Here is a 12217-nt window from a genome sequence, read left to right as displayed (position 1 = left end):
AAAAGATGTGGTACAATAATATTCTGGAAACCATTGGTAACACACCCCTGGTTAAATTAAATAAAATCACGAAGGAAGTTAAAGCTACGGTGCTTGCTAAAATAGAGACAACCAACCCCGGTAATTCAATAAAAGACCGCATGGCTCTGCAGATGATTGTTGACGCTGAGCGCGAAGGAAAGCTAAAGCCTGGCGGTACAATTATCGAGGGAACATCGGGAAATACCGGAATGGGGCTGGCAATCGCTGCTGCGGTAAAAGGTTATCGTTGTATTTTTACGACTACCGACAAGCAATCCAAAGAAAAGTTTGATGCACTGAGGGCGTTTGGCGCCGAGGTGATTGTTTGTCCTACGAATGTTGAACCAGAGGATCCACGTTCCTATTACTCTGTAGCATCACGGTTAGAGAAGGAGATTCCGAACTCCTGGAAAGCAAATCAGTACGATAATCTTTCGAATACAAAAGCAAACTACGAGCAAACCGGCCCGGAGATTTGGGAGCAAACAGAAGGGAAGATTACACACTTGGTGGTGGGCGTTGGAACGGGCGGTACTATTTCCGGAGCGGGACGATATTTGAAAGAAAAAAATCCGAATATTAAATGCTGGGGAATTGATACATATGGGTCGGTTTTTAAAAAATACAAAGAAACCGGCGTTTTTGACAAAAACGAGATCTATCCCTATATAACTGAGGGTATTGGTGAAGATTTTTTACCTCAGAACGTTGATTTCTCTGTGATTGATCATTTTGAAAAAGTAACCGACAAGGATGCTGCATTGATGACCCGCGAGATCGCATTAAAAGAAGGAATCTTTGCGGGGAATTCTTCAGGCGCGATAATAGCAGGTTTGCTGCAAATGAAAGCTCATTTGACGGAAAATGACCTTGTTGTTGTTATTTTCCATGATCATGGCACCCGCTATCTTGGTAAAATGTACAACGAAGACTGGTTGCGTGAGCGCGGCTTTCTTAAGGATGAAAAGCTTACAGCAAGAAGTATCCTGAATAAACGGGCTCATCAAAAGATGGTAACCATTGAATCGGACAAGACTGTTTTAGAAGCTATTAATACGTTAAAGAGTCTGAATATATCTCAGTTGCCGGTGGTTCGAAACCAAATGATCGTTGGGAAGATTACGGAGGGAGATATATTTGCCTGTCTGTTTGATAATCCTGCCATAACCTCCAGTCATATCAGCGAGATCATGACTAAGCCCTTTCCTGTGGTAGATTTAGATACTTCCATTGATAAGATATCCTCATTGATCAACAAAGAAAATACGGCGGTAATGGTTGAGGATGAGTTTAGAAAACTGGAGATAATTACACAGTTTGATATTATAAATGCAATATCGGTGTGATACTATAGAGGTGTATCGGAGATTTCGAGTCATCCTGTAGCTAATCACGGTAGTAGAACTTGCCAAAAGTTCCGAACTTTTGGCAAGTTACGAATGCATCTAGTGCGACTTCGGCATTGCATCGATTCTCTTGATCTCAGCTCCGAGAGAACGTAATCTGATGTCGATATCCTGATAGCCCCGCTCGATTTGTTCTATAGCGTGAATAATGGAAGTTCCGCTGGCTGATAACGCAGCAATCAATAGTGAAACACCCGCCCTGATATCGGGTGAGGTCATTTCAATTCCGCGAAGTTGCACTTGCTTATTCAATCCCATTACGGTTGCCCTATGCGGATCGCATAGAATGATCTGAGCACCCATATCTATCAGCTTATCCACAAAGAACAAGCGACTTTCGAACATCTTTTGATGGATCATCACATTTCCCTTTGCCTGTGTAGCTACCACCAGGATAATGGATAGCAGATCTGGCGTAAATCCAGGCCAGGGTGCATCAGCAATAGTTAGAATAGAGCCGTCAATAAATGTATCAATCTCATAATTAGCTTGCGAAGGGATGTAAATATCGTCGCCTCTGCGTTCGAAGTCGATGCCGAGTCTTCTGAAAACATTAGGAATAATGCCCAGTTCTTCAAAATGAACATCTTTAATGGTGATTTCCGACGCAGTCATAGCTGCCAATCCGATAAACGACCCGATTTCGATCATATCGGGAAGTAGTCTGTGATCCGTTCCGCCAAGTTCTGAAACGCCTTCTATCGTGAGCAAGTTCGAGCCTATACCTGAGATCTTTGCACCCATTCGATTCAGCATTTTGCATAATTGCTGCAAATAGGGCTCACAGGCAGCATTATAAATGGTGGTAGTTCCTTTGGCGAGTACAGCAGCCATTACTACGTTTGCAGTACCTGTTACCGAGGCTTCGTCCAGCAGAATGTATGTACCCTGAAGATTGGTAGCATCCACATTAAAGAAACTTGTTTCCGCGTTGTAATTGAACTTGGCTCCAAGTTTTTCGAAACCTAAAAAGTGTGTATCGAGCCTCCTTCTTCCGATTTTATCGCCGCCTGGTTTAGGAATTGCAGCTTTCCCGAAGCGGGCAAGCAAAGGTCCAACAATCATTATGGAACCTCTTAAACTACCGCCCTTTGATTTAAACTGTTGCGACTGGAAGAACTCGAGATTGATGTTTTTAGCTTCGAAGGTGTAGGTGTCTTTGCTTAAGCGTTCGATGGTAACACCTAAGTCGCCAAGTAAAGCAATGAGCTTGTTTACATCAACAATATCCGGAATATTACTTACTGTTACCTTCTCCGGTGTTAACAAAACGGCCGCAAGAATCTGTAAAGCTTCATTTTTGGCTCCTTGCGGAATAATTTCTCCCTTCAGCGGTTTGCCGCCGTGAATTTCAAATGCATTCATGGAATATAAAAGGTTTAGAGCGAATTAAGGTTTGAGTTAATAACGTTTTCCGGTGTTTTTTGGGCGGTTCCCCTGATTGCGGGACGCATTATTGGTGTTTTGTCTGGGTTTGTTACTATTGCTGTTACCATTGTTACCGCTGTTAGAACCGCTTTTTTGTCTTACGCCAGGGGCATTTGGTCTAACCTCGATTTTATGCAAGTTAAAGCTTTCATCGAGTACTAATTCACCGCCTGAGAGGGCTTTCAAATCGCTGATTATCGTTTCGTCGGCAACGGTATCTTTATTCCACGTCACGTATGCCATTTTCATGAAATTTGCGATAGATTGAATCATTGCCTGTCTGCGTTGAGGATCTTCAACCGCTTTCGCTTTTTTTATCATGAGCTCTACGGTCTTTCCATAATGTTTAAACCTGATGCGCTGTTGAGGATAAGCGAGAGGAGCAGGCTTAAAATGAATTGCGTCGGGAGCGGGTTTTGGATAATTTGAGTCTACATCTATCTGAAAATCAGATATTATATGGAGATGATCCCATAGTTTGTGCTTAAAATCGGCAACATCGCGTAAATGAGGATTCAAAAATCCCATCAAGTCGATTACAACCTGAGCGTGTCTGTTCCTTTCCTCTTTAGTTGGCAGGGTACAGATATATGCTACCATGTTTTGAACATTCCGTCCGTATTCTGCAAGGATTAGCTTTTTCCTTGATGTATTATAATCAAATGTCATGTTTATTATATTTTGCCACGAAGACACAAAGGCACAAAGTAAAGATCTAAGTGTTAGATGTCTTTGAGACTATTTTTATTTTAGTCTTGAGCTGCTAAGGTACAAAACACAATCGCAAAATTCTTTGTCTTTAAAACCTTATTAGCTATTGGTGGAAGGGAATATTCCCAGCCTGATCGCTGTTTCTGTAAAGTTCTGGAATTTACGATACGATACGAAGTTTTGCAAATTTAAGTAAAAGTTGTTTCTGTCCTAGTTCTTTGAAAAATATTGTTGCTTTTATATCTGGCTTATTACCCTCAAGGTTAATTACCTTTCCAAAACCAAACCGCTCATGCTCAACATCCATACCTACCTGAAGGTTTGTCGTATCCGAAGGAGCAAAGCCTTCACTCGGCACGTGTGCTTTTGGAAGAATAGAAGTGGTTTTAGGCGCTGTAGCCGGTTTCGGTTTAGAGAACGTATCTCCGCCAGACTGGCTGCTCCATGAACTTCGCTCCTGATTAAAGAACGGATTCTCTGTTTTCTGCTGGGGCTTGAAATCGAGTTCCAGATATTTGGGGTCTATTTCGTCGATAAAGCGGCTTGGTTCGCAGCTTGTTAAAGTTCCCCATCTGTAACGCGAGGTGGCATAAGAAATTGTCAGCTTCTTTTCAGCCCGGGTGATCGCCACATAAAATAATCTGCGCTCTTCCTCTAAGTCAGCCCGCGAATTTAAGGACATCTGCGAAGGAAAGAGATTTTCTTCCAGGCCCACAATACAAACATTCTTAAACTCAAGTCCCTTAGCCGAGTGTATGGTCATTAAAGAGACTGTATCCGCATCAGGATTCTTATCGTTATCGTCATTGGTTAAGAGTGCGATGTCCTGCATGAAAATATCAAGACCTTTTTCTTCAATATCTTCGCGTTCGCTAAACTCCTTAATCCCGTTTAAAAGCTCCTGGATGTTTTCGTAGCGGTTCAAACCTTCCACTGATTTGTCATCATACAGGTCTTTTAATAGTCCCGAATGCTGCGCGATATGCAAAGCACAATCGTAAGCCGAATGCGTTTTTGCCAGTACCTGGAAACTCTGAATAACGGTAGCAAAATTCGCTACAGCCGCAGAACTGCGTCCATCCAGGTGGTTTGCCGAATCTGTTATGACTTCCCATAGCGTAGAATCGGCTTTGTCGGCTGCAATAATAATTCGCTCTATGGTGGTATCACCGATTCCGCGGCGCGGATAATTGATCACCCGTTTTAGCGCCTCTTCATCATTTGGATTGAAGGTAAGGCGAAAATAGGCTATCAAATCTTTGATTTCCTTACGCTGATAAAAAGACAGACCGCCGTAGATCTTATATGGAATGTTGAGCTTTCTTAAGGCTTCCTCCATGGCCCGCGACTGGGCATTGGTTCTGTAAAGAATCGCAAAATCGTTGTAGTGATATCCCTTCACGGCCCGTTCCTGGGCAATCCCTTCGGCTATTACTTTACCTTCTTCGTTATCGCTGAAGGCACGGAGAATCTTTATCTTATCTCCTGTTTCGTTTTCAGAAAATACCGTTTTTTTAAGCTGATTCTTATTATTTGCGATAATACTGTTTGCAGCGTTTACGATGTTCTGCGTTGAACGATAATTCTGCTCAAGCTTAAATACTTTTAAATCAGGGTAATCTTTCTCAAAATTGAGAATATTCTGGATGTTGGCTCCGCGAAATGCATAGATACTCTGGGCGTCATCGCCGACAACGCAAATGTTTTCATTTATGGCTGCCAGTCGCTTTACAATCAGGTACTGCGAATAATTAGTATCCTGATACTCATCCACCATTAAATACTTAAATTTATTCTGGTATTTATAAAGTACCTCGGGGTTATCTTTCAGAAGAACGTTTGTTTTGAAAAGTAAATCGTCAAAATCCATAGCGCCGGCTTTAAAACAGCGTTGGGCGTAGATCTGATAGATTTCGCCAAGTTTACCGCGGCCGGTGGCAAAATCTTCCGACTGAATGTGCTCGTTTTTTAAATATTCAGCCGGGGATATTAAATTATTCTTTGCTGATGAAATCCGGTTGTAAACGAAGTTGGCGTTATAAAGTTTATCATCCAGCTGCTGCTCTTTAAGGATAGCCCGAAGCAGGCTTTTACTGTCGTCGGTATCATAGATAGTAAAATTGTTGGGGTAGCCGATTTTGTTGGCTTCAACCCTTAAAATTTTCGCGAATACCGAGTGGAATGTTCCCATCCAGATATTCTTAGCTTCCGGACCAACCGCCTTCATGATACGCTCGCGCATCTCTTTAGCAGCTTTGTTGGTAAAGGTTAAAACCAGGATGTTAAACGGATCAACACCTTTAGTAATCAGGTGTGCTACACGGCAGGTGATCACGCGTGTTTTACCCGAACCAGCACCTGCTACAATCATTACCGGCCCGCTCGTTTGTTCTACTGCTTCTTTCTGTGAAGGATTTAACCCTATTAAATAATCCAAACCTGTTCCTTTTTCAAAAGTATATTATCGTTTTCTCTGGGATTCGAACCGGCATGGATTCATATTTCAACGATCGGGCGCTGAAAATGTGTGCCGGTTTCAAAAGGCTAAATTAAAAAAATGAAAAGGATTTAAAGCCTCAGGATTTAGTTTCTTTATCAACAACTCTGGGTATCAGGCCCGACTCGGACAGATTGTGTAAAACATCGTTAATATTGATGATCCGGTCGTCTACCTCGTTTACGCATTTACCAATTTCTTTAATGAATTCCTCGTCTTCAATGAGGTTTTCCTGTTCAAGAATCATTAGTCCCTTCATGGTAGCTACCGGTCCGCGAATTTGGTGGGAGAGGTGAGAAGAGTATTCCGAGAGTTTTCGGTTTTTTATTTGGAGATCCCTGGTGCGTTCGTCGATTATTTTTTCGAGGTTCTGATTTACTGTATCAAGGTTCTCTTTCTGAACAGAAATTTCTTCGTTTAATATTTTGAGCTGATGGTTGGTTTTTGCTTTCTTTTGAACATTCAAAAATAAGATTATGATGATCAACACTGCTAGAATAGAAATAGCAATTGACGCGGTAAAAACTACCCGGTTTGTCTTAGCTTTTTCGAGTTTTATAGCACTTTCCTTTTCTCTTGCCTGAAACTTTGATTGTTCTTCGAATAGACCAAATTTTTTAGATATCGTGGTTTGCAACTCGAGACTATCTTGAGTATACAGCTTTTGAAGATAGAGAAGCGCCTGTTTGTAGTCTTTACGCTTGCGTTCCAGTTCGTATGCTCTTTTCAAATAATCGCTCTGCAACTTCGTGTCTTTACCGATAATTGCATATCTGGTTCCTTCCTTAAGATATTGGTCTGCTTTACTGTAATTCTTAAATTTCATATAGATAGCAACCAAGGTCAGGTTGATACTTGCAATGGTGCTGTTCAGGTTGGCTTCTTTCGCCCTGGCATAGGCCTCCAAAAGTATTTTTTCTGCTTTCTTGTGCTGATTTAGTTTATTATATATTACGCCGGTGTTTTGAAGTGCGAGAGTCACACCGGTAGGATTGTCGAGTTTTAAGAATATCTCATAGCTTTTTTTGGTGTGTTTTAATGCAAGTTCATAATCTTTCGTCCGGTAATTGATAATTCCTATATTTAAATAGTGTCCTGCGACGATGTCCGGTGCATCTAGTTTAGTGGCTATTGTTAACGCTTTCTGGAAGTATTCCAAAGCTTTCTCGTAATTAACTTCCTTATATAAATTTCCTATATTGTTATAGACCTTAGCTTGGCCCGTCAAGTTTCTGGTTTCTTTAAAGCTCGCCAGAGCGGTGAGGTAATTTGATATTGCCCGATCATTCTTGCCCAAGTAATAGTATCCGATACCTAAGATGCGATGCGATTCGGCACTGCCATTTATATAGTTAGTTTTTTTTGAGAGACGTAACGCTGTCCGGCCGAAAACTAATGACTTCTCAGGATCTGTTAATCGCATCTCATATCCAACTTTATTTAATGAGTCGATTTTTAAGCTGTCGGAGGTTGTGAAAGATTGTGAATGCGAGAGAAAAGATATTACTGATAAGATAAGAGTAAAAATATATCTCAAACTCATGATTTGTGGAAAGAAAGATAGGTGGGTCTTATACGACAAGTTAGGAAAAAAGTTACATTTATTTTTAATTAAATTCAGAAACTTAAGTAAAAACCATGAAAAAAATCTTGTTAGTATTAGCGGTAGTAGCTTTAGGAATAAGCTCTTGCAAAAAGGAAACAGAAGTAAAACCAGTACAGGTTGAAAATGCAGCTATGGGGGCAGGGACCTTAAAGGACATGAGCGGAATGGACTAATGTATTACAATCATCAAATGTAAAATTAAAAACCATGAAAAAAATCTTGTTAGTATTAGCAGTAGTAGCCCTAGGACTAGGCTCTTGCAAAAAAGAAACAGAAGTAAAACCGGTGCAAGTTGAGAATGCAGCTATGGGCGCTGGAACATTGAAGGACATGAGTGGAATGGACTAGCGCCATTAATTCGTTAACAACTTAAAATTAAAACCATGAAAAAAATCTTGTTAGTATTAGCAATAGTAGCTTTAGGACTAGGCTCTTGCAAAAAAGAAACAGAAGTAAAACCGGTGCAAGTTGAGAATGCAGCTATGGGCGCTGGAACATTGAAGGACATGAGTGGAATGGACTAATCATTTAATCAAATCGATAACAAATTAATTAATATCATGAAAAAAATCTTGTTAGTATTAGCAGTAGTAGCTTTAGGACTAAGCTCCTGCAAAAAGGAAACAGAAGTAAAACCGGTAGCCGTTGAAAATGCAACTATGGGTGCTGGAACATTAAAAGACATGAGTGGAATGGACTAAACATCAGGAATATGAAAAAGGCATTTACTTTAATACTTATTTTAATCATTGCAACGGTGGGCGTTGTTATCGCTGAGATTGTGAAAAGCAAGCCTGTGGCAAAAGAGTCAATTAATGTCCCTCAAGAAACCACGTTGGAGCGTGTTGATCTGGCCTCATGGGATTAATTATTTCCACTCCTGTCAATCAAAGTTTTCACAACTCGGTTATATTTGTGAAAAAGGTGATACATGCAGGACATAAAGAAATATATTGAAGAGAATAAGCAGCGGTTCCTTGACGAACTCTTTGAACTGCTGCGCTTTCCTTCTGTTAGTGCCGACCCAAAGTACAAGGATGATGTTTTAAAAACAGCAGATTACGTAGCCGAAAAGTTAAAAGCTGCGGGGGCTGAAAAGGTAGAGGTCTGCCCGACACAGGGATATCCCATTGTTTATGGTGAGAAGATAATTGATGCCTCAAAACCAACGGTTTTGGTGTACGGGCATTATGATGTTCAACCAGCAGACCCTCTGGAGCTTTGGACCTCGCCACCCTTCGAACCGGTGGTAAAGGATGAAAAAATATTTGCCAGGGGGGCTTGTGACGACAAAGGCCAGTTCTATATGCACGTCAAGGCCTTCGAACTGATGATGTCACTAAATACGCTTCCCTGCAATATCAAATTTATGATTGAGGGGGAAGAAGAGGTTGGCTCGAGTAACCTTGATGAGTTTGTGAAGGCTAACAAGCAGCGGCTTAAGTCAGACGTGGTACTTATATCGGATACTGCGATGATAAGTCTGGAAAGCCCATCAATTGAAACTGGGCTGAGAGGACTTTCTTATCTCGAGGTCGAAATTACTGGCCCTAATCGCGATTTACATTCCGGAGTATATGGTGGTGCTGTTGCTAATCCGGCTACCATATTATGTCAGATGATTGCCTCTTTGCACGATTCGAACAATCACATTACTATTCCTGGCTTTTACGACGATGTGGCAAGTCTCAGTAACGAGGAACGCGAGCAATTAAATGCTGCACCCTATAATGAACATGATTACAAGACCGACCTTGGAGTGGAGGAACTTTGGGGAGAATTAGGTTACACAGCTATAGAACATACCGGAATCCGCCCTACACTGGAAGTAAATGGTATTTGGGGTGGTTATATTGGCGAGGGGGCAAAAACAGTGTTGCCTTCAAAAGCCAGTGCCAAAATTTCTATGCGTTTGGTTCCTAATCAGCAATCTGAAAAGATCACCCAGCTGTTTAAACAACATTTTGAAAGTATTGCTCCGAAAAGTGTTAAGGTGAAAGTTACTCCGCATCATGGCGGCGAGCCTGTGGTAACTCCTACGGACAGTATTGCGTTCAAAGCCGCGGAGAAAGCGATTGAAGAAGCTTTTGGAAAAAAGCCTATCCCGACAAGGGGAGGAGGAAGTATTCCTATTGTCTCGCTCTTCGAAAAGGAACTGGGAATAAAAACAGTTTTAATGGGTTTTGGCCTTGATAGCGATAATTTACACTCTCCGAACGAGAAATTTGATATTGCAAATTATTTTAAAGGGATAGAGACGATACCTTTATTTCATAAGTATTTTACGGAGCTGAGTAAGTAATTGAGCCACGAAGGTACTAAGAATCTAGTTTTGTGCCTTCGGGTCTTTAGGGCTATTTACTTGTTGAAATTTTTTGGCCGCGAAGACACTGAGAAATTTTGCGCCCTTTGGGCCTTTGTGGCTATTTACTTAAATAACATTTTCCTGCCTCGGGATACAAGCTATTAAAATCCCAACTTTGTATCTTTGTGGCCAATTAAAAAAGAATTGCCAGTCAAAAGAAAGCGGAAGCCGGTTAAGAAGAAAAAGAGCAAAGGAGGCATTTCCTTACAGGTTAAGATGGTGCTTGTGGCATTGTCGTTAATATTATTATCGCCCTTTTATTACGGATATATACTCAAGTTTGGTGCTTCGACCTGGGGCTGGCTAAAGTTTTGGGACGATGACCCTGATTACCCCAGCTATGAAAGCTATGGAATTAAGATCCCGAAAAAGTATTCAGTTCATGGTATAGACGTATCTTATTATCAGGGTAAGATAGATTGGCAGAAGGTAAAGGAAATGAATGATGACGGTGTTAAGGTCAGCTTCGCCTTTATCAAAGCGACAGAGGGTGTTATGCTGGTTGACCGGTATTTTCAGCGTAACTGGCGAGAAGCACCAAAAGCAGGAATAGTTTGCGGCGCGTATCATTTTTTCAGGCCTAAAAAATCGGGGCGCTGGCAGGCCAAGTTTTTTCTTCAGACAGTTGACGTAGAAAAAGGCGATTTACCTCCGGTTGTTGATGTGGAAGAATTAAACGGGGTCTCGCCATCGCGAATGCGGGAGGAATTGAAAGAATATATTCGCTATATTGAGAAGAAGACAGGAGTAAAGCCCATTATTTATACCGGATTAAGTTTCTATAAGGACTATCTCGCAGGTCATTTTGATGGCTACCCTCTTTGGATCGCACATTATTATAAAGCGAAGCTTAGCATCAGCGAAAAAACCAGGTGGCATTTCTGGCAGCATTCTGATAAAGCTAAAGTAAATGGAATTAGTTACATCGTAGACTTTAACGCTTTTAACGGGGATAGCACAGAATTCAAGGCATTATTGGTTGATTGAGTTCAGCAACTAAACTGTAAACCGTTCACATCCTTTTAAAAATTCCTCATTGGCATCGGCGCCAATACCTGGATGATCGCCTATATCCATAAGATAGCCATGGTATTTAACACCGTCTTTACAGGGATCTTCCAGATGTCCGATCATGCAGGTATCCAGATCGTAAAACCTGATTTGGGGGCAGGCGTAGGCAAAATGTAGCTTAGCGCTTAAAGCGATCCTGCTTTCCAGCATTCCGCCTATCATACAAGGTATATCGAATTTACTGGCAGTCTCATAAATCTTTAGCGATTCGGTGATACCCCCTGATTTTGAGAATTTGATGTTAATATAATCACATGCGTTGTCATTAATCAGTTTTCGGGCATCGTGATGATTAAAACAACTTTCATCTGCCATAATCTTTATCGGGGATATTTTCCGAAGCGCCGGAAGTAAATCATCGTACCAGGCACTCATCGGTTGCTCACAAAACTGAATATCTAAGTCGGACATTGATGTAAGTGCTTTAATGGCATCTTCAAAACCCCAGCCCTGGTTAGCGTCTATTCGTAATATGATGTCTGGTCCAACCGCCTCTCTGATCTCGGTCAGTCGTTGAATATCATGTTCTGCGTTTTTACCAAGCTTAACCTTTAGTATCCTCGCCCCCGATCCTTTAAATTCAATAGCCTGTTTTACCATTTCTTCAATTGTGCCAATGCCGATGGTGATGTCGGTCTCGACTTCTCTTTTTTGGCCGTTCAAAAATTTATATAACGGCAGGCCCGCATGCTTTGAAGCGATATCGTACAGAGCCATGTCGAATGCGCTTTTTATGGTGAAGTTATGAGCAGTGTACTTATGTAAGTCGTTATTTCTTTCTTCAATTTCCAGCGGGTTTCTGCCTTTCCATAGAGCTGCGAAATCTTTTCCCATTGCCAGGCACGTTTCCTGAGTTTCGCCAACTATTACCGGGAATGCAGAACATTCGCCCACACCGTAAATGCCGGCATCGGTATGCACCCTGATGAAAACGTTTTGGGCAAAATCCATTGTTCCGGTAGCTATGGTAAAGGGGCGCATTTTAATGCTGAAGCGGTAGAGGTCGGTATGTGTAATTTTCATGCGGTTGATTTTCCGTTTAAAGGCTGAAGCGGCCGATAGTTGCGGGACTAATAATAATCTCTATCAACAATTCGAACAAGATAAGAGTT

At 41.4% G+C, this 12217-nt stretch carries 13 protein-coding genes; 8 read left to right on the top strand and 5 right to left on the bottom strand.

Annotation, left to right across the window (positions count from 1 at the left end; all coding sequences use genetic code 11):
• Positions 1-5 precede the first annotated feature (5 nt).
• The gene (locus tag J3P43_RS06100) at positions 6-1367 is read left to right on the top strand and encodes a pyridoxal-phosphate dependent enzyme (protein WP_255900342.1); all 1362 of its coding nucleotides are present in this window, start codon (positions 6-8) and stop codon (positions 1365-1367) included.
• A gap of 99 nt (positions 1368-1466) precedes the next feature.
• Here the strand turns inward: J3P43_RS06100 and murA are convergent, their stop codons facing one another.
• The 4 genes from murA to J3P43_RS06080 all read right to left on the bottom strand — a co-directional run bounded on the left by murA (position 1467) and on the right by J3P43_RS06080 (position 7606).
• Positions 1467-2792, bottom strand: a complete 1326-nt coding sequence (gene murA / locus J3P43_RS06095) for a UDP-N-acetylglucosamine 1-carboxyvinyltransferase (protein ID WP_255900340.1) — start codon at positions 2790-2792, stop codon at positions 1467-1469.
• 36 nt (positions 2793-2828) lie between these two features.
• Positions 2829-3524: a DUF4290 domain-containing protein gene (locus J3P43_RS06090; RefSeq protein ID WP_255900338.1), complete on the bottom strand. Its 696-nt coding sequence runs from the start codon at positions 3522-3524 to the stop codon at positions 2829-2831.
• 202 nt (positions 3525-3726) lie between these two features.
• Positions 3727-6003, bottom strand: a complete 2277-nt coding sequence (locus J3P43_RS06085) for an ATP-dependent helicase (protein ID WP_255900335.1) — start codon at positions 6001-6003, stop codon at positions 3727-3729.
• Between the two features lie 139 nt (positions 6004-6142).
• Positions 6143-7606 carry a tetratricopeptide repeat protein gene (locus J3P43_RS06080; protein WP_255900332.1) on the bottom strand — a complete coding sequence of 488 codons (1464 nt, stop codon included), beginning with the start codon at positions 7604-7606 and terminating at the stop codon, positions 6143-6145.
• A gap of 95 nt (positions 7607-7701) precedes the next feature.
• Here J3P43_RS06080 and J3P43_RS06075 point away from each other — a divergent pair, with 95 nt between their 5' ends.
• From J3P43_RS06075 to J3P43_RS06045, 7 genes are all read left to right on the top strand, one after another.
• Positions 7702-7842: a hypothetical protein gene (locus J3P43_RS06075; RefSeq protein ID WP_255900330.1), complete on the top strand. Its 141-nt coding sequence runs from the start codon at positions 7702-7704 to the stop codon at positions 7840-7842.
• 34 nt (positions 7843-7876) lie between these two features.
• Positions 7877-8017: a hypothetical protein gene (locus tag J3P43_RS06070; protein WP_255900328.1), complete on the top strand. Its 141-nt coding sequence runs from the start codon at positions 7877-7879 to the stop codon at positions 8015-8017.
• Positions 8018-8052: 35 nt separating this feature from the next.
• On the top strand, positions 8053-8193 hold the full coding sequence (locus J3P43_RS06065; protein WP_255900326.1) for a hypothetical protein: 141 nt from the start codon (positions 8053-8055) through the stop codon (positions 8191-8193).
• A 36-nt stretch (positions 8194-8229) separates the two neighbouring features.
• Complete coding sequence (locus J3P43_RS06060; RefSeq protein WP_255900324.1) at positions 8230-8370, top strand: hypothetical protein; 141 nt, start codon at positions 8230-8232, stop codon at positions 8368-8370.
• Positions 8371-8381: 11 nt separating this feature from the next.
• Positions 8382-8537 carry a hypothetical protein gene (locus J3P43_RS06055; protein ID WP_255900322.1) on the top strand — a complete coding sequence of 52 codons (156 nt, stop codon included), beginning with the start codon at positions 8382-8384 and terminating at the stop codon, positions 8535-8537.
• Positions 8538-8600: 63 nt separating this feature from the next.
• Positions 8601-9971 (top strand): dipeptidase, encoded by a 1371-nt coding sequence (locus J3P43_RS06050; protein ID WP_255900320.1) that lies wholly within the window; start codon positions 8601-8603, stop codon positions 9969-9971.
• 207 nt (positions 9972-10178) lie between these two features.
• Positions 10179-11021 (top strand): glycoside hydrolase family 25 protein, encoded by an 843-nt coding sequence (locus J3P43_RS06045; protein ID WP_255900318.1) that lies wholly within the window; start codon positions 10179-10181, stop codon positions 11019-11021.
• A 9-nt stretch (positions 11022-11030) separates the two neighbouring features.
• Here J3P43_RS06045 and J3P43_RS06040 read toward each other — a convergent pair whose 3' ends face one another.
• Entirely contained in the window at positions 11031-12128 is a 1098-nt protein-coding gene (locus tag J3P43_RS06040; protein WP_255900316.1) for a mandelate racemase/muconate lactonizing enzyme family protein, read from the bottom strand.
• Positions 12129-12217: the final 89 nt, after the last annotated feature.

The organism is Paradesertivirga mongoliensis (assembly GCF_024436395.1).
Taxonomy (GTDB): Bacteria; Bacteroidota; Bacteroidia; order Sphingobacteriales; family Sphingobacteriaceae; genus Paradesertivirga; species Paradesertivirga mongoliensis.
The sequence above is the reverse complement of the archived record's forward strand: the minus strand, read 5'-3'. Positions and strand labels throughout refer to the sequence as shown.

Coding starts and splice junctions, on each gene's coding strand:
- J3P43_RS06055 (WP_255900322.1), top strand. CDS start 8,382: ATGAAAAAGGCATTTACTTTAATACTTATTTTAATCATTGCAACGGTG.
- J3P43_RS06050 (WP_255900320.1), top strand. CDS start 8,601: ATGCAGGACATAAAGAAATATATTGAAGAGAATAAGCAGCGGTTCCTT.
- J3P43_RS06080 (WP_255900332.1), bottom strand. CDS start 7,606: ATGAGTTTGAGATATATTTTTACTCTTATCTTATCAGTAATATCTTTT.
- murA (WP_255900340.1), bottom strand. CDS start 2,792: ATGAATGCATTTGAAATTCACGGCGGCAAACCGCTGAAGGGAGAAATT.
- J3P43_RS06090 (WP_255900338.1), bottom strand. CDS start 3,524: ATGACATTTGATTATAATACATCAAGGAAAAAGCTAATCCTTGCAGAA.
- J3P43_RS06040 (WP_255900316.1), bottom strand. CDS start 12,128: ATGAAAATTACACATACCGACCTCTACCGCTTCAGCATTAAAATGCGC.
- J3P43_RS06065 (WP_255900326.1), top strand. CDS start 8,053: ATGAAAAAAATCTTGTTAGTATTAGCAATAGTAGCTTTAGGACTAGGC.
- J3P43_RS06075 (WP_255900330.1), top strand. CDS start 7,702: ATGAAAAAAATCTTGTTAGTATTAGCGGTAGTAGCTTTAGGAATAAGC.
- J3P43_RS06060 (WP_255900324.1), top strand. CDS start 8,230: ATGAAAAAAATCTTGTTAGTATTAGCAGTAGTAGCTTTAGGACTAAGC.
- J3P43_RS06070 (WP_255900328.1), top strand. CDS start 7,877: ATGAAAAAAATCTTGTTAGTATTAGCAGTAGTAGCCCTAGGACTAGGC.
- J3P43_RS06100 (WP_255900342.1), top strand. CDS start 6: ATGTGGTACAATAATATTCTGGAAACCATTGGTAACACACCCCTGGTT.